Consider the following 17,707-nt stretch of genomic DNA (forward strand, 5'->3'; position numbering starts at 1 on the left):
GCCGAGGAGGCCGCCCATGTGCCCGCTGTCCCGCTTCGTGACGCTGTGGTCGCTGCTGGAGCGGCGGGTGGCCGACGGCCGGCTGCCCGGGTACTCCGCCGCGGTGCGGTACCGCGGCACCACCGAGCTGCGCGCCGGCGGCTGTCTGGTCCGCGGCGGCAGCGAGCCGGTCGGCCCCGACTCGCTGTTCCGGCTCGCCTCGCTGTCCAAGCCCTACGCCGGTGCGCTGACCCTGGCCCTCGCCGAGGACGGCGTGCTCGGCCCGGCCGACCCGGTGGCCCGGTGGCTGCCCGAGCTGGCCGGCCCCCGGGTGCTGGCCACACCCGGAGGGCCGCTGGCGGAGACGGTGCCGGCGGCCCGGGAGATCACCGTGCGCGACCTGCTCACCAACACCGCCGGGTTCGGCGCGCTGTTCGACGGCAGCCCGCTGGACGTCGCGACGGTCGAGCGCGGGCTCGGCGCCGGGCCGTTCTCGCCGCAGCTGCCGCCCGAGGAGTACCTCGCCCGGCTCGGAGAGCTGCCGTTGGCCGCGCAGCCGGGGGAGCGGTGGCTCTATCAGGCGTGCACCGACGTCCTCTCGGTGCTGCTCGCCCGGGCCACCGGGCGGCCGCTGGGTGCCCTGCTCACCGAGCGGGTCACCGGCCCGCTGGGGCTCGGCTCGACGGGCTTCTGGGCCCGCGATCCCCGGCGGCTCACCGCCGCCTACCTCCCCGAGGGCGACCGGCTCACCCTGCTCGACCCACCCGACGGGATCGCCGCCCGGTCGCCGGTCTTCGAGGGGCTGGCCGCCGGGCTGGTCGCCACCGCCGGGGACGTGCTGGCCTTCCTCGCGGCGCTCGCCGACGGCGGGGGACCGGTGCTGGCCCCCGGCTCGGTCGCGCAGCTGACCACCCCGTCGCTGACCGAGCGGCAGCGGGCGACCGCCGGGGCGTTCCTGCCCGCCGGCGTGTCCTGGGGGCTGCAGACCGGGGTCCGGGTGGACGACGGCGTGCCCGGCGGCTGGGGCTGGGACGGCGGCACCGGGACCACCGGCTGGGCCGACCCCGCCCGGGACCTGGTGGCCGTGCTGCTGACCACCCGCGGCTACGGCGGGCCGGACGACGATCCCGGCTGGTTCTGGCCGGAGCTGCACCGCTGCCTGTGACACCCGCTGACTGTGCCCCCGCTGCCCGTGAGGCCCAGCCCGCCTGTGCCTCAGCCGCGGCGCATCCGGCCCAGCAGGCCACCCGCGCCGCCGAGGGTCCGGGCGGCCAGCTGCAGCAGCGGGCCGCCCGGGATGCCGGGCGCGGACTCGACGATCGGGGCCAGCCGCATCAGCCCGGGCAGCTGGTGCACCCGCAGCCGCCGGCGGGCCAGCGCCGTCACCGGGTTCGCCCGGCCGGAGGCGGCGTCCAGCAGCAGGTCCGCCGGCGCCTCGACCGCGGTGCCGGTCACCCGTCCCGGGGGCAGGCGCGTCACGGTCCAGCCGTCGCCGGCCGCGGTGAACCGCCAGCCGCCGTCCGGCGTGGCCAGCGTGGCGCCGGCGGTGATGCCCCCGGCCGCGGCGAGCGCGCCGGTGACGTCGGCGAGCGCGGCCAGGCCGGTCTGCAGGGTCTCCGGCGGCGGGGCGGGCGCGCCGGCGGAGGCGAGGTCCAGGCCGTGCACGGCCAGCTCGTAGGCCTGCCCGAGGACGACGCTGAGCAGCGGCAGCCGCCCCACGGTGGAGACCGTCGGGGCGGTGTCCAGCTCGGCCGGCTCCTCGGCCAGGTAGCGCACCGTCGCCGCCCGGGCCGCCTGGAGCGCGGCGAGCACCTCGGCCCGGTCCGCGTCCCGGTGCACGGTGGTCACCCGGGCGTTGACCAGGTCCGGGTCCGCCGGGGTGCCCGCGGCGCCGGACCGGGCGCCGGCGACCAGGTCGTCCAGCGCGGTGTGGTCCGCCCACACGCCCAGGTGCGTGCAGACCTCCTGGGCGCGCCAGCCCGGCAACCGGGTGCGGCGGTGCAGGTCGACGGACCCGGCCTGGGCCAGGAAGCCGTCCCAGGCGCCCAGCACCAGCCGGCCGACCTCGTCCCGTCCGGCGTCGGCCATCCCGTGCGCAGCGGTCATGGCCGGCCCCTACCCGGGGGTCCCGCGGTCCAGGCGCCGGTCAGGCGGGCCGGAACCGGGCCGACAGCGGCTCGACGAACCGCGCCAGCAGCGGGCCGGCGACCGCCAGCACGAGCACGTACCCGGTGGCCAGCGGCCCGACGTCGGTCAGCCCGGCGGTCACCGCCAGCCCGGCGATCACCACCGAGAACTCCCCGCGCGCCACCAGCGCCGCCCCGGCGCGCAACCGGCCGGGCGCCGCCACGCCGTCGCGGCGGGCGGCGAACCAGCCGGTGCCCAGCTTGGTGGCCGTGCTGACCAGGGCCAGCAACAGCACCGCGGGCAGCACGGGCAGGACGGCGCCCGGGTCGGTCGACAGCCCGAAGGCGACGAAGAAGGTCGCGGCGAACAGGTCCCGCAGTGGGGAGAGCACCGCGCGGGCCCGTTCGGCCAGCGAGGCCGGGATGGCGATGCCCACCAGGAACGCGCCGACCGCGGCCGAGGCGCCCAGCGCCTGCGCGGCCCCGGCGACCAGCAGGGTCAGGCCGAACAGCCGCAGCAGCACCTGCTCGTCGTCCGGGTGGTCGAGCACCCGGCCCAGCCGGTGCCCGTGCCGGCTGGCGGCCAGCAGCACCAGCAGCACGGCGCCGCCGGCCAGCGCGATCCCGGCGACGGCCTGCAGCGGGCCGCCGCCGGCCAGCGCCACCACCAGCAGCGGGAGGAACAGCGCCATCGCGACGTCCTCCAGGACCAGCACCGACAGCACCGCGGGGGTCTCCCGGTTGCCGAGCCGGCCCAGGTCGCCCAGCAGCCGGGCGACGATCCCCGACGAGGAGATCCAGGTGACGCCGGCCATCGCCAGCGCCCCCTGCCAGGGCAGCCCGAGCAGCAGGCCGGCGATGAAGCCCGGCGGCGCGTTGAGCAGCAGGTCGACCAGGCCGGAGGGTCCGTGCCGGCGCAGCGAGCCGAACAGCTCGGTGGCCGAGAACTCCAGCCCGAGCGCCAGCAGCAGCAGGACGACGCCGATCTCGGCGGCCGCCTCCAGGAACGGCTCGGCGGTGGTCAGCGGGGCGACCCCGCCCTCCCCGAGGGCGAGCGAGGCCAGCAGCACGAACGGGATGGGCGAGAGCCCGAGCCGGCGGGCGAGCAGCCCCAGCACCGACAACCCGAGGAACAGCAGGCCGAGCTCGACCAGCAGCGCCGCGACGTGCTCCACCGGCGGCTACGAGGACTGGCCGGTGAGCAGCGCGGCGAACGTGGCCAGGCCGGCCCCCGAGCCGATCGCCACCAGCACGTCGCCCACCTGCAGCAGCTGCTCCGGCCCGGGCGCGGTGACCACGTCACTGCCGCGGACCAGCGCCACGATCGAGCAGCCGGTCCGCGTGCGGGCGCGGGTGTCGCCCATCGGCCGGCCGGCGAACGGCGACCCGGCGGGCAGGGTGACCCGGGTGGACTCCAGCCCGGGCACCTCCCGGGAGAGGTCGGCGAAGCGCTGGGTCACCCGGGGCGCGCCGAGCACCTCGGCGACCGCGGCCACCTCGTCGGCCTCCAGCTGGAGCACCTCGCGGGCCTGGTCGGGGTCGCGCCGGTCGTAGAAGACCAGCTCCACCGAGCCCTCGCGGCGGACCACGATGCCGACCGGCTGGCCGGCCCGGGTGGTCAGCTCGTACCGGACACCGACGCCGGGCAGCAGCGTCTCGACGAACTCCACAGGGCTCACCGTCACCGCCCCATCGTGGCAGCCGGGGGTCAGCGCCCGGCGGAGGGCTGCAGCGCCAGCACGGTGCGCAGCGCCGCCACCAGGGCCAGCGGCTGGTCGAGCATCGGGTGGTGCCCGGCGTCGGGCAGCTCGACCACCGGCAGCGGCCCCGGGGTGAGCCCGGCCATCTCGGTGCTCATCGCCGGGGTGACCAGCCCGTGCGCGCAGCGCAGCAGGGTGGCCGGTCGGTGCAGCCGGGGGAGCAGGTCGCGCAGCCGCAGCCGGGTGCCGAAGAAGTCCGGGTCGAAGGCCCAGGTCCACCCGCCGTCGACGGGGCGCAGCGAGCCGCGGGCGACGTGGTCGCGGACCCAGGGCAGGTACACCTCCTGCGGCGGGAGGGTGCGGAACCGCGCCATCGCCTCGTCCAGCGTGGGGTGCACCTTGTGCGGACGGCGCCGCTCGCGCAACCGGGTCTCGTCCGGGGGTGCGTCGTTGAGCGGGGAGTCGACGATCACGACCCCGCCCACCTCGGCCGGGTGCTCGACCGCGGCGGTGACCGCGACCCAGCCGCCCATGCTGTGCCCGATCACCACCGGTCGGTCCAGCCCGGCGCTCGCGGCGACCGCCACCACCTCGCGGGCCCACACCAGCGGGTCGTAGTCGGTGCGGTGGTCGCTGTCGCCGTGCCCGGTGAGGTCGAGGGCGACCACCCGGTGCCCGGTCGGCTGCGGGGTGACCAGCTGGGGGGCGATGTGGTCCCACCAGCCCGAGTGGGCGGCGCCGCCGTGCACCAGCGCCACACCCGGGGCGCCGACCGGGCCCCAGGTCCGGTAGTGCACCCGGGCGCCGGCGACGACGACGTCCCGGTGCTCCGGCTGCTGGGCGAGGGCCTGGGTGAACCACGTCGGCGGGGTCATCCCCGGATCCTGCCCGACGGCGGCAGCTCGTGGAGAACGGGCTGGGAGCTGCCTCCGGCGCGCGGAGACAGCTCCCAGCCCGATGTCGAGCCGCGGTGACGGGCTCAGCGGCCCTTCAGCAGCTCTTCGAACGACGTCGTCGGGTCGGCGAACGGGTCGGCCGGGCGGGTGGCCACCGGGCGGCCGGCGACCAGGCCGGCGAGCTCGCCGGCGGCCCGCTCGACCCGCTCGGCCAGCGACCGGTCGATGCCGCCGCCGGCCCAGTCCTCCGACGCGGCGAAGACGCCGGTGGGCGCCGGGACCGCCCGCAGGTAGGCGAACAGCGGCCGCAGCGCGTACTCCACGACCAGCGAGTGCCGCGCCGTGCCGGCGGTCGCCCCGAGCAGCACCGGCTTCCCGGTCAGCGCGTCCTTGTCCAGCACGTCGAAGAACGTCTTGAACAGCCCGGAGTAGCTGGCCGAGAAGACCGGGGTGACCGCGATCAGCCCGTCGGCGCCGGTGACGGTGTCGACCGCCGCCTGCAGCTCGCGGTTGGCGAAGCCGGTGGTCAGGTTGTCGGCCAGGTCGCGGGCGTGGCCGCGCAGCTCGACGAGCTCCACGGTGGCGTCGTCGCCGCGGGCGCGCAGCGCCTCGACCGTGGCGGTGGTCAGCCGGTCGGCCAGCAGCCGGGTCGAGCTGGGGGTGCTCAGCCCGGCGCTGACGACGGCGATGGTGCGGGTGGTCATCGTGCCGGCACCTCCTGGACCTGGCCGGTGACGTCGTCGCCGGCGGACACCGTCGCGTCGGTGCCCCCGCCGGCGGCGGCGACCAGCGAGGCGTGGGTCGGCGCGTCCGGCACGTGCGCCGGCTTCAGCGCGGCGAACTCGCGCCGCAGCACCGGCACGACCTCCTCGCCCAGGATGTCCAGCTGCTCGAGCACCGTCTTCAGCGGCAGCCCGGCGTGGTCGATGAGGAACAGCTGGCGCTGGTAGTCACCGACGTAGTCGCGGAAGCCGAGGGTCCGCTCGATCACCTGCTCCGGGGAGCCGACGGTCAGCGGGGTCTGCGAGCTGAACTCCTCCAGCGACGGGCCACCGCCGTAGACCGGGGCCTTGTCGAAGTAGGGGCGGAACTCCCGGACGGCGTCCTGGCTGTTCCGGCGCATGAACACCTGCCCGCCCAGCCCGACGATCGCCTGGTCGGCGCTGCCGTGGCCGTAGTGCTCGAACCGGCGGCGGTAGAACTCCACCATCTGCTGGGTGTGGGACGCCGGCCAGAAGATGTGGTTGTGGAAGAAGCCGTCGCCGTAGAACGCGGCCTGCTCGGCGATCTGCGGGCTTCGGATCGACCCGTGCCACACGAACGGCGGGACGCCGTCCAGCGGGCGCGGGGTGGCGGTGAAGCCCTGCAGCGGGGTGCGGAACCGGCCCTCCCAGTTGACGACGTCCTCGCGCCACAGCCGGCGCAGCAGCTGGTAGTTCTCCACCGCCAGCGGGATGCCGTCCCGGATGTCCTTGCCGAACCACGGGTACACCGGGCCGGTGTTGCCCCGGCCCATCATCAGGTCGACGCGGCCGTCGGCGACGTGCTGCAGGGTGGCGAAGTCCTCGGCGATCTTCACCGGGTCGGTGGTGGTGATCAGCGTCGTGGACGTCGACAGGACCAGCTTCTCGGTCTTCGCCGCGATGTAACCCAGCGTGGTGGTGGGGGAGGAGACCACGAACGGCGGGTTGTGGTGCTGACCCTGGGCGAAGACGTCGAGCCCGACCTCCTCCGCCTTGAGCGCGATCGCGATCAGCGACTTGACCCGCTCGGCCTCGGTGGGTGTGCGACCCGTCGTCGGGTCGGGCGTGACGTCGCCGACCGTGAAGACCCCGAACTGCATGGCGTGCTCCCCTCGTCTGAGCCGCACTGGTTGAGAGTGCAACTACTGGCCGGTGGAACCGTACCCGGGCACCGGGCATTCCCGTCGGGCCCGGGACCAAGGACCCTCCTGCGGGGGACCTGTCGCACCCCGAGCCGGCGGCCGACCTGGGACCGTGGAGGGATGCCGACTCTCCTCTGGGTGCTGATCGTCCTCGTGGTGTGGATCGCCGCCGGTGTCGCCGCGGTGGTGGTGCTCGGCCGGCAGGGGCATCGGACGGGGCGCTGGTGGCTGCTGGGCGTGGTCCTCGGCCCGCTGTTCCTCCCGATCGCCGCCGAGCGGGGGAAGCACGGCGTGGTCGTGCTGGACCGCCGGAGCGCCCGCGGGGGTGACCCGGGGAGCCGGGGCGACGGGCGGACCGTCCTGGTCGCGGTCGACGGGTCGCCGGAGTCCGACCAGGCGGTCCGGGACGCGGCCCGGCTGCTCGGCGGCGCGGAGACCCGGTTCGTGCTGGTCACCGTCGTCGACCCCGATGCCGCGGAGTTCGACGACGCCGACGTCCGCGCCGCCGCGCACGACCTGCTGGCCGAGCGGGCCCGCTGGCTGGGCACCGACACCGAGCCGGTGCTCGAGATCGGCTGCGGCCAGCCGAGCCGGGTGCTGGTCGACGTGGCCCGGACCGAGGGCGCGGACCTGCTCATGCTCGGCCGCCGGGGCCGCGGCCTGTCGCAGCGGGTGCTCGGCAGCGTGGCCGAGCAGGTCGCCCGGCAGGCGACGACGCCGGTGCTGCTGGCCGGCCCCCCGGCCGCGGGACCGCGGCCGGGGGGCGACCACGAGGCTCGGGCCGGCCGGTCGGCGGCCCGGTAGCCGGGTGGATCAGGCCAGCGGGTCGACCGTGGGGTGCTCGTCGACGGTGCGGGCGAGCCGGGACAGCGCCCAGTCGCCGTCGCCGAGCAGGTGGTCGATCGCGGTGAGCCGGCTGGTGTAGTGGCCCACCGTGTACTCGGCGGTGACGCCGATCCCGCCGTGCAGCTGGATCGCCTCCTTGCCGATGTGCCGGGAGGCCCGGCTGGTCTGCAGCCGGGCCCGGTCGGCCGCGGCCACCACGTCGCCGTCGGCGTCCACCACCAGCGTCGCCCACATGACCGTGCTGCGGGCCAGCTCCAGGGAGACGTACATGTCCGCCGCCCGGAAGGTCAGCGCCTGGAACTTGCTCAGCGGGACGCCGAACTGCCGGCGCGTCCTGAGGTACTCCGCGGTCGTGGTCAGCGCGGTCTCCATGGCACCGAGCGCCTCGTGGCCGTAGGCCACCCGGGCCCGGGCCAGCGCCTTCGCCACGACGGCGGACGAGTCGCCGGCGCCCTCGCCCAGCGGCTGGGCCGGGGTGCCGGCGAAGGCGACCCTGGCCGAGCGGGTGCCGTCGTGGTTGCGGTGGGCGGTGCGGGTCAGGCCCTCGGCGTCGCCCTGGACCAGGAACAGCCGGGTGTCGCCGGGGGCGTCCCCTGACGAGACCAGGGCGCTGACCACCAGCAGGTCGGCGCGTGCGCCGTTCGGCACCGGCTCCTTCACCCCCGACAGCGTCCAGGCGCCGCCGGCCTCGGTCGCGGTGACCGACCGGGCCACCGGCTCCCAGCGGGTCCCGATCTCGGCGTGGGCGAAGGCGGGGACCAGGGCACCCTCGGCGAGCGCGCCGAGCACCGCGGCGCGCTGGGCGTCGGTGCCGAGGTCGGCCACCAGTCCGCCGGCGAGGACGACGGCCTCCACGAAGGGCTCGGGGGCGAGCACCCGGCCGATCTCCTCGGCGACGATCGACACCTCGACCGGGCCGGCGCCCATCCCGCCGTCGGCCTCGGCGAACGGGAGCCCGAGGACACCCATCTCCGCCAGCCGGCTCCAGGTCTTCTCGTCGAAGCCGGGTTCGCCGGCGACCGCGGCACGGCGCTGCTCGCCGTCGCCGTACGCGCGGGCCAGCAGTGCGCGCACCGCCTCGCGGAGGCCGTCCTGCTCGTCGTCGTAGCTGAAGTCCATCTCTCAGATCACAACCCCAGGATCGAGCCGGCGATGATGGTGCGCTGCACTTCGTTCGAGCCCCCGTAGATGGAGACCTTGCGGTTGTTCAGGTAGCTCGGCGTGGCCACCTGCGCCCACTCGGGGACGTCGGAGTCCGCGCCGGGGAACGAGGCGACCGACAGCGGGCCGGCGACGTCCACCAGGAGCTCGGTGGCCGCCTGCTGCAGCTCCGAACCGCGCAACTTGAGCACCGAGGACGCCGGGTGCGGGCGGCCGTCGGCGGAGTTGGCCACCACCCGCAGCGCGGTCAGCTCCAGCGCCAGCAGCTCGTTCTCCAGCTCGGCGATCCGGGCCCGGAACCAGGGGTCGTCCGCGAGCGGGGCGCCGTGCGCGGTGATCTGCCGGGCGTGCTGCTTGGCCTCGACCAGCATCCGCTTGGTCGAGCCGATCCGGGCGATGCCGACCCGCTCGTTGCCGAGCAGGAACTTGGCGTAGTCCCAGCCGCGGTTCTCCTCGCCGACCAGGTTCTCCGCGGGCACCCGGACGTCTTCGAAGAAGACCTCGTTGACCTCGAACCCGCCGTCGAGCAGCTCGATCGGCCGGAGCGTCACGCCGGGGGTGTCCATCGGGAACAGCAGCAGCGAGATGCCGCGCTGCTTCCTCTCGGCGGTGGGGTCGGTGCGCACCAGGCAGAAGATCCAGTCGGCGTGCTGCCCGAACGTCGTCCAGGTCTTCTGGCCGTTCACCACCCAGTCGTCGCCGTCGCGGACGGCGGTGGTGCGCAGCGAGGCCAGGTCGGAGCCCGCGTCGGGCTCGGAGAAGCCCTGGCACCACCAGATGTCCAGGTTGGCCGTGGCGGGCAGGAACCGCTCCTTCTGCGCCTGCGACCCGAAGGTGGCGATGACCGGGCCGATCATGCTGGCGTTGAAGGCCAGCGGCTCGGGCACGTTGGCCAGCTGCATCTCCTCCCGCCAGATGTGGCGCTGCAGCGGCGTCCAGTCCCGGCCGCCCCACTCCACCGGCCAGTGCGGCACGGCCAGCCCCGCGGCGTTGAGGACCTGCTGGGCCTCGACGAACTGGTCCTTGGTCAGCTCGTGGTGGGCCGCGACCGCGTCCCGGATCGGCTGCGGCACCGAGGTGGTGAAGAAGGTCCGCAGCTGGTCCCGGAAGGCCACGTCCTCCGGCGACAGGTGCAAGCGCATGGGGGCCCCATTCCCGACGGCGGCTCTGCCGTCTGTGACGTGGCTCCCAACATCCCACACCGGCTACCGGTCGGTAACCCGGGGTCTCCCGGTGCGCTCCGGGTGGGCGACCGCGCGTCCGCCGGTGGCGGTGACGGCCCGTGCACGGGCGCCCGGGCACCCCGCCCGAAGGGGGGAACCGGCCCCGCATCCGCTGGAGCACGGGCCGCGGGTGGTCGACGGTGAGGGGAGGACGCGGTACCGCGTCCGGGGGCGGAGCAGGGGGACCACGTGGCAGCCAGAGCAGCGGTGGCGGGGGAGCAGCCCTCACCGGAGGTGGTCGCCGCCGTCTTCCACGGGGTGTCGGTCAGCTCCTCCAGCGCCATCCTGGTCGTGGAGCGCACCGGCGGCGTCGCCCGCGTGGCCTGGAGCAACGAGAAGGCCGTCGCGATCCTCGGCTACGCCCAGGAGGACCTGCGGGCGCTCCCGGTCGACCAGCTGCTGCCCACCCTCCGCGGCGGCGAGCTCCGCCTGCTGCTGCGCCGGGAACGCGCCGTCGTCATGACCCTGTCGGTGCGCTGCGCCAGCGGCGAGTCGCTGGACTGCTCGGTCTCCACCGTGCCGGCACCCGGCGGACGGCGCTGGACCCTGCGGCTGGCGGCCACCACCAACGAGCAGGAACGGGCGCTGCGGGCCACGGCCGATGCCCACGAGCGACGCTTCGCCACCCTCACCGAGCGCTCCCCGATCCCCACCCTCCTCTCCGAGCAGGGCATGCGGCTGGCCCACGTCAACGACGCGTTCTGCGCGCTGGCCGGTCACCAGGCCGAGGAGCTGCTGGGCACCGGCTGGCTGGACGTCGTCCACCCCGAGGACCTCGACGAGGTGATCGAGCAGGCCACCACGGTGCTGCTCGGTGGCGACGGGAGCGAGGGGGACGGCATCGAGGGGGAGGCGCAGGCCCGGCTGGTCCGCCCGGACGGCACCGAGCTCACCACCGTCATCCGCTTCGCGCACCTGTTCACCCCCGGGGTGGGCGCGGGTTTCGTCGGCACCATCGAGGACATCACCGAGCGGCTGGCCTTCGAGGCCCGGCTGGCCCACCAGGCCAACCACGACCCGCTGACCGGGCTGCCCAACCGGACCCTGCTCGCCGACCACGTGAGCACCTGGTTCGTGCCCGGCGCCGGTGGCCTGGCCTGCATCTTCCTCGACCTGGACAACTTCAAGGTCGTCAACGACTCCCTCGGCCACGCCGCCGGCGACGAGCTGCTGGTCGAGGTCGCCTCCCGGCTGCGGGCCACCGTGCGCCCCGGGGACCTGGTCGCCCGCTTCGGGGGCGACGAGTTCGTCATCGTCTGCCAGCAGGTCAGCGAGGCCGATGCGGTCGCCCTGGCCGAGCGCATCGGGGCGCAGCTGCGCCGGCCGGTCCGCCTGGGCGGGGTGGACCTGCGGCCGCAGGCCAGCGTCGGGGTGACCGTGCAGACCGCCGAGCACCAGGCGGCCGAGGAGCTGATCCGCGACTGCGACATCGCCATGTACCAGGCGAAGTCCTCGGGCAAGGGCCGGATCACCGTGCTGGACTCCGACGCCCGCGCGCAGGCGCGGGACAAGCTGCGGCTGGTCGCCGAGCTGCGGTCGGCGATCGAACGGCGCGAGATCACCCTGATGTACCAGCCGATCTTCGACGCCGTCGTCGGCACCGCGACGTCGGTCGAGTCGCTGGCCCGGTGGCAGCACGCCGAGCGCGGGGCGATCAGCCCCGGCGTCTTCGTGTCGCTGGCCGAGGAGAGCGGCCTGGTGGCCGGCCTCGGCTTGCTGGTGCTGGACGAGACCTGCCGGCAGCTGGCCGAGTGGGACCGGGAGCTGGGCGCCGCCGCCCCGCGCCGGGCGCACGTGAACGTCTCCGCCCTCCAGCTGGACGGCAACCTGCACGGCCACGTGGCCTCCGCGCTGCGCCGGCACCGGCTGTCGGCCGACCGGCTGTCGATCGAGATCACCGAGTCGGCGCTGATGAAGGACCCGGCCTCGGCCCGCGCGGTGCTGCAGGACCTCCGCGACCTGGGGTGCCAGATCTCCATCGACGACTTCGGCACCGGCTACTCCTCGCTGGCCTACCTCCGGCACCTGCCGGTCGACTGCCTCAAGGTCGACCGGTCCTTCGTCGCCGAGCTCGCCGACGGGCACGCCGAGATCACCTCCGCGGTGATCGCGCTCGCGCACAACCTGGGGCTGTGCACCGTCGCCGAGGGCGTGGAGACCCCGGCGCAGGCCCGGCTGCTGGCCGAGCTCGGCGCCACCTACCTGCAGGGGTTCAGCCTGGCCGCCCCCCTGGCCGGCGCCGAGGCGACCGCCTGGTTCGCCGCGGCCGCCCAGCGGTGACCGCGTCGCCCGGGCCCGGCCCGCGCCCGGCCCGCCCTCCCCGCCTCACCGGCCTTCCCCGATCCACCAGACCTGGAGTCGTCGTGACCACCCCCCTCGCCGCCGCGCCGACGTTCGACCTCGAGCGCGTGCTGGCCAGCATCGACACGATGGCCGCCCAGCGCCCGGTCGCCGCGCAGATCCTGTCGGTGGCCAACTCCGACGAGGCCAGCGCCGCGGAGCTCTCCCGCATCCTCAGCGCCGACGTGGCGCTCGCCGGCCGGGTGATGAAACTGGCCAACTCCGCCTTCTACGGGATGCGCGGCCGGGTCACCTCGCTGCAGTTCGCGGTCACCGTGATCGGCTTCGCCACCGTGCGCACCATGGCCACCGTCGCGCTCACCGACCTCGACGACGAGTCGCGCCTGCCCGAGGACTTCTGGGAGCTGAGCACAACCGTGGCGCTGGCCGCCTCCACGCTCGCCCCGCGGTTCGCCGAACGGCCGCAGGACGCGCTGTGCCAGGGGCTGCTCGCCCAGATGGGCGTGGCCCTGCTGCACCACAACGACCCGGAGGGCTATGCGGAGCTGTGGGCGACCCACCGCTGCTTCGCCCGCCGGCGTGCCGCGGAGGTCCAGCGGTACGGCATCTCCGCGCTGCGGCTGACCGCGGTGGCGCTGGAGCAGTGGGGCTTCCCGCCGGAGATGGTCACCCCGCTCAAGCAGGTCGACGACCTCGGCTCGTTCGCCGGGGCGCTGCTGCGGGCCGCCTTCGAGGTCGGCGCGCGGCTCACCGACGACGACCACGAGGAGCAGAGCATCACCGGGCTGACCTGCGGGCAGCTGCGGGACCGCGACGTGCTGCCGATCCTGTCCCAGGTGCGCACCGACGCCGAGGAGCTGCGCAGCGCGCTGCTCAGCTAGGAGGGTCTCCCTTCAGCACCTCTGCTGGCGGACCACCAGCCGGCGACGTGGCGGTCGGACGTGGCGGCCACTGGTCGTCCGTGCGGTCGGGGCCGGCCGCCGCCCGGTGCGCGCCGAGCAGCCGGGTGGCCTCCTTCGCGATCGACACCGGATCACGCTCGGGGTCGAGCGGGATCGTCAGGTGGTCGAGCAGGATGCCGTTCACCAGGTGGTGCAGGAGGAGGACCACCGGCCGCCCGCCCACGAGGCCGCGGTCGTCGTGGAACGTGACGTCGTCGTCCAGACCCCGGCGCAGGAAGGGCGCGAGGGCCGCGAAGACGTCGGGCGACCGGGAGGCCTCGAGCCGCAGCTCGATGAGGGCGCGTGCCAGGTCGGGATCGGCGGTGAGGCGCTCGACGACGTAGCCCACGTACTCCGCCAACGCGTCCCGGTCCGGCACCCGCTCGAGCTGCGCCAGTCGCGCGGTGTCCGGTGCGAGCCGGTCGAAGATGCGCTGGGCCATCGCGAGCAGCAGGGCCGCGCGGGTCGGGAAGTAGTTGGCGCAGGTGCCCAGGGGCACCTCCGCGCGCGCGTCGACGGCCCGGTGGGTGAGGGCGCGGCTGCCGTCGCGGCCGAGGATCTGCAGCGCGGCGTCGGTGACGCCCGACCGGCGGCGGGGGTTCGACACCATGGCGCCACGCTACCCGAACCACTACAGCTGCTGTACGTTGCCGGAACCAGCACACCCGTCGTGATCGGAGCGTGCCGTGCGCCAGCTCGTGTACTACGTCGCCAGCTCGATCGACGGCTTCATCGCCGACCCGACGGGCGACTTCTCGCACTTCCCGGTGCGGCCGGAGACCCTGTCGAGCCTCTTCACCCGCTACCCCGAGACCTGCCCCGCGCACCTGCGCGACGCGCTCGGCGTGACGGCGGCACCCCGCCGCTTCGACACCGTCCTGATGGGACGCCGGACCCACGCGCCGGCCCTGGCGGCGGGCCTGACCGACGGCGCCTACCCCCAGCTGCGGCAGATCGTCGCCAGCCATCGCGCCCTCGACCACTCGTCCGCGGTCGAGGTCGTGGCCGGCGACATCGCCACCCGGGTGGCGGAGCTGAAGAACGAGCCCGGCCGGGACATCTGGTTGTGCGGCGGCGGGGACCTCGCCGGCCAGCTCGTCGACCTCGTCGACGAGATCCAGCTGAAGATCAACCCGGTGCTGCTCGGCGACGGCATCCCGCTGTTCCGGGGCGGCGGGCACCCCCGCCACCTGCGGGCCGTCGACGTCGAGCAGCTGCCCGGCGGGGTCGTCCTCGCGACCTACGCGGCGCGCTGACCGACGTCCCGGTCGGTGGTGCCGGCGGCCGCCCCCGGCACGCGTCGCCGGCCGGGGGGACAGTGGAGGCGTGTACGACTCTGGTTCCTTCGATGCCGACTTCATGGCCCTGCTCGCCCGCGAGGTGCTGCGCGAGCGCGCCGCCTCGCTGATCGCGGAGGCCTGCGCCTGGGCGGTGGGCCTGTCCGACCAGCCGCACCACCTGCGCGTGCGCGGCCGGGTGGTGAACACCGGGCTGACCATCGGCGCCCGCGCCGTCACCGGGCAGCCGCTCTCCGGTGAGGAGGACGGCCGGCTGGAGCTGGGCGACGCCCACCCGGGCAGCTTCCAGGACGCGCTGAACGCGGTGACCGCCGACGGCACGCTCGTCGCCGAGCGGTTCGACCGGGAGGTGATCGAGCCGTTCGCCCTGGAGACCTGCGTGCTCGCCGCCGAACGGGCCCGGGACACCCGGGCCGCGGCGTGGGCCGAGCTGCTCGACGAGCTCGGCGAGGACGGCCGGGACCTGGTCGAGGTGGTGCGCGTGGGGGAGTGGGAGGCGCCGCTGCGGATCGACGCCGAGCACCTCGTGCTCGCCGCCATCGGCAGCGCGCCGCTGGTGCAGGTGGAGGCCGAGGGGCTGCCGCTGTCGCTGGTGCGGGCCGCGGAGGCGGTCACCCGCGCCGCCGCCCCCGCCCCGCCCGCGCCCGACCCCACCCGGGACGACCTCGCCGGCGCGCTGTTCCTCGCCGAGGCCGCCGTCCGGGAGTCCGGGCTGACCCTGCCGGTGCCGCCCACCCAGGCCGACCGGCTGCTGGAGCTGCTGCTCGCCGAGGGGCTGCTCCCCGAGGAGGTGCCGACGCTGCTCGCCTCGCTGCCGGTCGAGCCGGCCACCGCCGCGGAGGTGCGGGCCACGGTCGCCACCCTCGGGCCCGGGCTCTGAGGCGGTCCGGTTCGTGAGCCGTCCGGTCAGCGGGCCGGCAGCCGCACCACGTCGGCGGTGACGCCACCGGCGTCGTCCAGCCGGGACGGCGCCGGGCTGTCGTAGACGACCAGCAGCCGGGAGTCCTCGCCCGGCAGCAGCCCGATCCCCTCGGCGTGGTCGTCGCCGACGCCGAAGGGCAGGTCCACCTCGCGGATGAGCTGCGCACCGCGCACCACCTGCGCGGTCTCGGCGGCCAGCGCCCCGTGCCAGCGGAACACGTGCACCGGGCCGTCGAGGTCCATCGTCGGGCCGGCCAGCACCAGCAGGTCCGCACCGTGCGGGCAGAGGTCGCGCACGCCGAGCCCGGCCAGGTCCAGCACGTGCTTGCGGTACGGGCGGCCGTCGGCGAACGGCCGCAGCAGCAGGCGCCCGGGCTCCGTGGGGTCCGGCTCCGGGCGCAGCTCCAGGACGACGGCCCACCCGCGCAGCACCGGGCCGCGCAGCCCCAGGTACACCCGCTCGCCGGCCACCGCGATGCCCTCGACGTCCAGCCCGTTGTCCTTGCCCGGGATGGGCAGGAAGGGGGCCAGGTGCTCGTCGTCGGCGAGCAGGTCGCGCAGGTCCGGGCCGCTCGCGCCGAACACCGCGGCCACGTGCCGGGTGCCGTCGACGGTCAGCTCGGGCACCGGGGCCGGCAGGCCGTCGACCTCGGCGACCGGCAGCCGGACGATCACCTGCCGGTTCACCTGCCCGCGCACCTTCGCCAGCCGGCGCAGCGCCTTCTCACCCTCGTGCTCGTCCTTGATCCGCTTGCGCCGCAGGCTGTGCGACCCGACCGCCCACAGGAAGTCCCCGGCGCGCGCCAGCCCCTCGATGTCGGCCTCCTCCGCGGCGTTCCCGGGGAGGTCGACGAGGTCGGCCAGCCGGAACGTCGTCTCCTCGCCGTAGCCGGTCGGGTCCGTGGGGTCGTCGGCGACCAGCCGCTCGATCGTGGCGGTCTCGTCACCGGCCACCCACAGCACCGGGCCGTCGCTGCGGACGGCGGAGAGGTTGGTGTGGGTGGCGGCCTCGCGGGAGGCCGAGCCGAAGGACAGCCGGACGGTGCGCTCGATGCTCACCCCGTCACCCTGGCACGAACACCCCAGCACGGACGGGTGGGAACCCCGGGGGTGCCGGCCGCCGTGGTCAGCGAGGTGCTCGGCCAGGTGCGCGCCAGCAGCTCGGGCTCCGGGCACGGCAGCTCGTACGGGTACGGCAGGCCGCGAAGAAGAAGTCGCTGATCGGCGAGCTCTTCGGCTGAGCGGTTCGCCGTCCCGCCGGCGGGCATGGAGGCCCCGGACGGACGGCGAGCCGAGGGGTGCAGTGGGATGGCGGAGCAGGGCAGCGTGCTGGTGACCGGCGCGGGCGGGGTGATCGGGGCGCACGCCGCGGCGGAGTACGCCCGGCGCCCGGGCTGGCGGGTGCGCGGGGTCAGCCGGCGCGCGCCGCGGGAGGCGGGCTGGGAGCACCTGGCCGTCGACCTCCGCGATCCCGACGCCGCGCGTGCCGGGCTCGCCGCGGCCGGCGACACCACCCACCTGGTCTTCGGCGCCTACGCCGAGCGGCCCACCGCCCGGGAGCTCTCCCAGGTCAACGTCGGGATGCTGCGGCACACCCTCGACGGGCTCGCCGCCGCCGGGGCCCCGCTGGAGCACGTGACGCTGTACCAGGGGGGCAAGGCCTACGGCGCGCACATGGGGTTCTTCAACACCCCGGCCAAGGAGACCGACCCGCGGATCGTCCAGCCGAACTTCTACTACGACCAGGAGGACCTGCTCCGCGAGGTCGCCGCCGAGCGCGGCATCCGGCTGACGGTCCTGCGCCCCGAGGGCGTCATCGGCTACGCCGTCGGCAACCCGATGAACCTGCTCATGGTGATCGCCGTCTACGCCGCGATCAGCAAGGAGCTCGGCCAGCCGCTGCGCTTCCCGGGCAGCCTCGCCGCCTACGACGCCCTCTACCAGGTCACCGACGCCGAGCTGCTCGCCCGGGCGACCGTGTGGGCCGGCGGCGAGCCGGCCGCCGACGGCGAGGTCTACAACGTCACCAACGGCGACCAGCTGCGCTGGCGGCACCTGTTCCCGGCCTTCGCGCGGCACTTCGGGATGGCCGCCGCCGAGCCCCAGCCGGTGCCGCTGGCCGAGGCGATGGCCGACCGCCGTGACGTGTGGGAGCGGCTGGTGGCCCGGCACGACCTGGTGCCGACCCCGTACGAGGACCTGGTCGGCTGGGAGTTCGGCGAGTTCATCTTCACCAGCGGCTTCGACAACGTCAGCTCCACGATCAAGCTGCGCCGGGCCGGGTTCGCCGACTGCCTGGACACCGAGGACCGCTTCACCGAGCTGTTCGACCAGCTCGCCGCCCGGAGGGTCATCCCGCCGCTGGGCTGAGCAGCGTGGGTCGCCCGGCCGCGACCGCCCGATCCGGGTGATCACCGGGGGAGCGGCGGG

At 75.5% G+C, this 17,707-nt stretch carries 17 protein-coding genes; 7 read left to right on the top strand and 10 right to left on the bottom strand.

The genetic code is table 11. The annotated features are described in order from the left end of the window. Positions 1–16: 16 nt before the first annotated feature. Positions 17–1,144 carry a serine hydrolase domain-containing protein gene (locus tag ACI79U_RS02065; protein WP_457064588.1) on the top strand — a complete coding sequence of 376 codons (1,128 nt, stop codon included), beginning with the start codon at positions 17–19 and terminating at the stop codon, positions 1,142–1,144. 50 nt (positions 1,145–1,194) lie between these two features. Here the strand turns inward: ACI79U_RS02065 and ACI79U_RS02070 are convergent, their stop codons facing one another. The 6 genes from ACI79U_RS02070 to ACI79U_RS02095 all read right to left on the bottom strand — a co-directional run bounded on the left by ACI79U_RS02070 (position 1,195) and on the right by ACI79U_RS02095 (position 6,544). Further along, complete coding sequence (locus tag ACI79U_RS02070; RefSeq protein ID WP_457064590.1) at positions 1,195–2,085, bottom strand: maleylpyruvate isomerase family mycothiol-dependent enzyme; 891 nt, start codon at positions 2,083–2,085, stop codon at positions 1,195–1,197. Between the two features lie 40 nt (positions 2,086–2,125). Further along, positions 2,126–3,280 carry a cation:proton antiporter gene (locus ACI79U_RS02075; protein WP_457064592.1) on the bottom strand — a complete coding sequence of 385 codons (1,155 nt, stop codon included), beginning with the start codon at positions 3,278–3,280 and terminating at the stop codon, positions 2,126–2,128. A gap of 6 nt (positions 3,281–3,286) precedes the next feature. After that, a complete protein-coding gene (locus ACI79U_RS02080) occupies positions 3,287–3,790 on the bottom strand; it encodes a cation:proton antiporter regulatory subunit (protein ID WP_457064594.1) in 504 nt (167 codons plus the stop codon). 23 nt (positions 3,791–3,813) lie between these two features. Further along, positions 3,814–4,680, bottom strand: a complete 867-nt coding sequence (locus ACI79U_RS02085) for an alpha/beta fold hydrolase (RefSeq protein ID WP_457064596.1) — start codon at positions 4,678–4,680, stop codon at positions 3,814–3,816. Between the two features lie 104 nt (positions 4,681–4,784). Then, on the bottom strand, positions 4,785–5,405 hold the full coding sequence (locus ACI79U_RS02090) for an FMN reductase (RefSeq protein ID WP_457064598.1): 621 nt from the start codon (positions 5,403–5,405) through the stop codon (positions 4,785–4,787). After that, positions 5,402–6,544: an LLM class flavin-dependent oxidoreductase gene (locus ACI79U_RS02095; RefSeq protein ID WP_457064600.1), complete on the bottom strand. Its 1,143-nt coding sequence runs from the start codon at positions 6,542–6,544 to the stop codon at positions 5,402–5,404. The genes ACI79U_RS02090 and ACI79U_RS02095 overlap by 4 nt, the downstream gene beginning before the upstream one ends. A 162-nt stretch (positions 6,545–6,706) precedes the next feature. Between ACI79U_RS02095 and ACI79U_RS02100 the strand changes: the two genes are divergently transcribed. Beyond that, positions 6,707–7,390 (top strand): universal stress protein, encoded by a 684-nt coding sequence (locus ACI79U_RS02100; RefSeq protein WP_457064602.1) that lies wholly within the window; start codon positions 6,707–6,709, stop codon positions 7,388–7,390. 9 nt (positions 7,391–7,399) lie between these two features. Here ACI79U_RS02100 and ACI79U_RS02105 read toward each other — a convergent pair whose 3' ends face one another. Then, a complete protein-coding gene (locus ACI79U_RS02105) occupies positions 7,400–8,551 on the bottom strand; it encodes an acyl-CoA dehydrogenase family protein (protein WP_457064604.1) in 1,152 nt (383 codons plus the stop codon). An 8-nt stretch (positions 8,552–8,559) separates the two neighbouring features. Further along, entirely contained in the window at positions 8,560–9,735 is a 1,176-nt protein-coding gene (locus ACI79U_RS02110; protein ID WP_457064606.1) for an acyl-CoA dehydrogenase family protein, read from the bottom strand. A gap of 270 nt (positions 9,736–10,005) precedes the next feature. Between ACI79U_RS02110 and ACI79U_RS02115 the strand changes: the two genes are divergently transcribed. Together ACI79U_RS02115 and ACI79U_RS02120 are read left to right on the top strand one after the other, a co-directional pair. Continuing rightward, positions 10,006–12,096 carry a putative bifunctional diguanylate cyclase/phosphodiesterase gene (locus ACI79U_RS02115; protein WP_457064608.1) on the top strand — a complete coding sequence of 697 codons (2,091 nt, stop codon included), beginning with the start codon at positions 10,006–10,008 and terminating at the stop codon, positions 12,094–12,096. Between the two features lie 83 nt (positions 12,097–12,179). After that, entirely contained in the window at positions 12,180–12,998 is an 819-nt protein-coding gene (locus ACI79U_RS02120; protein ID WP_457064610.1) for an HDOD domain-containing protein, read from the top strand. Here the strand turns inward: ACI79U_RS02120 and ACI79U_RS02125 are convergent. Beyond that, positions 12,991–13,668: a TetR/AcrR family transcriptional regulator gene (locus ACI79U_RS02125; RefSeq protein ID WP_457064612.1), complete on the bottom strand. Its 678-nt coding sequence runs from the start codon at positions 13,666–13,668 to the stop codon at positions 12,991–12,993. The genes ACI79U_RS02120 and ACI79U_RS02125 overlap by 8 nt on opposite strands. A gap of 76 nt (positions 13,669–13,744) precedes the next feature. Between ACI79U_RS02125 and ACI79U_RS02130 the strand changes: the two genes are divergently transcribed. Continuing rightward, positions 13,745–14,314 carry a dihydrofolate reductase family protein gene (locus tag ACI79U_RS02130; protein ID WP_457064614.1) on the top strand — a complete coding sequence of 190 codons (570 nt, stop codon included), beginning with the start codon at positions 13,745–13,747 and terminating at the stop codon, positions 14,312–14,314. Positions 14,315–14,384: 70 nt separating this feature from the next. Beyond that, complete coding sequence (locus ACI79U_RS02135) at positions 14,385–15,236, top strand: hypothetical protein (RefSeq protein ID WP_457064616.1); 852 nt, start codon at positions 14,385–14,387, stop codon at positions 15,234–15,236. 26 nt (positions 15,237–15,262) lie between these two features. Here ACI79U_RS02135 and ACI79U_RS02140 read toward each other — a convergent pair whose 3' ends face one another. Further along, positions 15,263–16,336, bottom strand: coding sequence for a DUF3616 domain-containing protein (locus tag ACI79U_RS02140; RefSeq protein ID WP_457064619.1), 1,074 nt, complete (start codon positions 16,334–16,336; stop codon positions 15,263–15,265). Between the two features lie 249 nt (positions 16,337–16,585). Between ACI79U_RS02140 and ACI79U_RS02145 the strand changes: the two genes are divergently transcribed. Next, a complete protein-coding gene (locus ACI79U_RS02145) occupies positions 16,586–17,647 on the top strand; it encodes an SDR family oxidoreductase (protein ID WP_457064621.1) in 1,062 nt (353 codons plus the stop codon). Positions 17,648–17,707 lie beyond the last annotated feature (60 nt).

This window comes from Modestobacter sp. SYSU DS0904, from assembly GCF_054051115.1.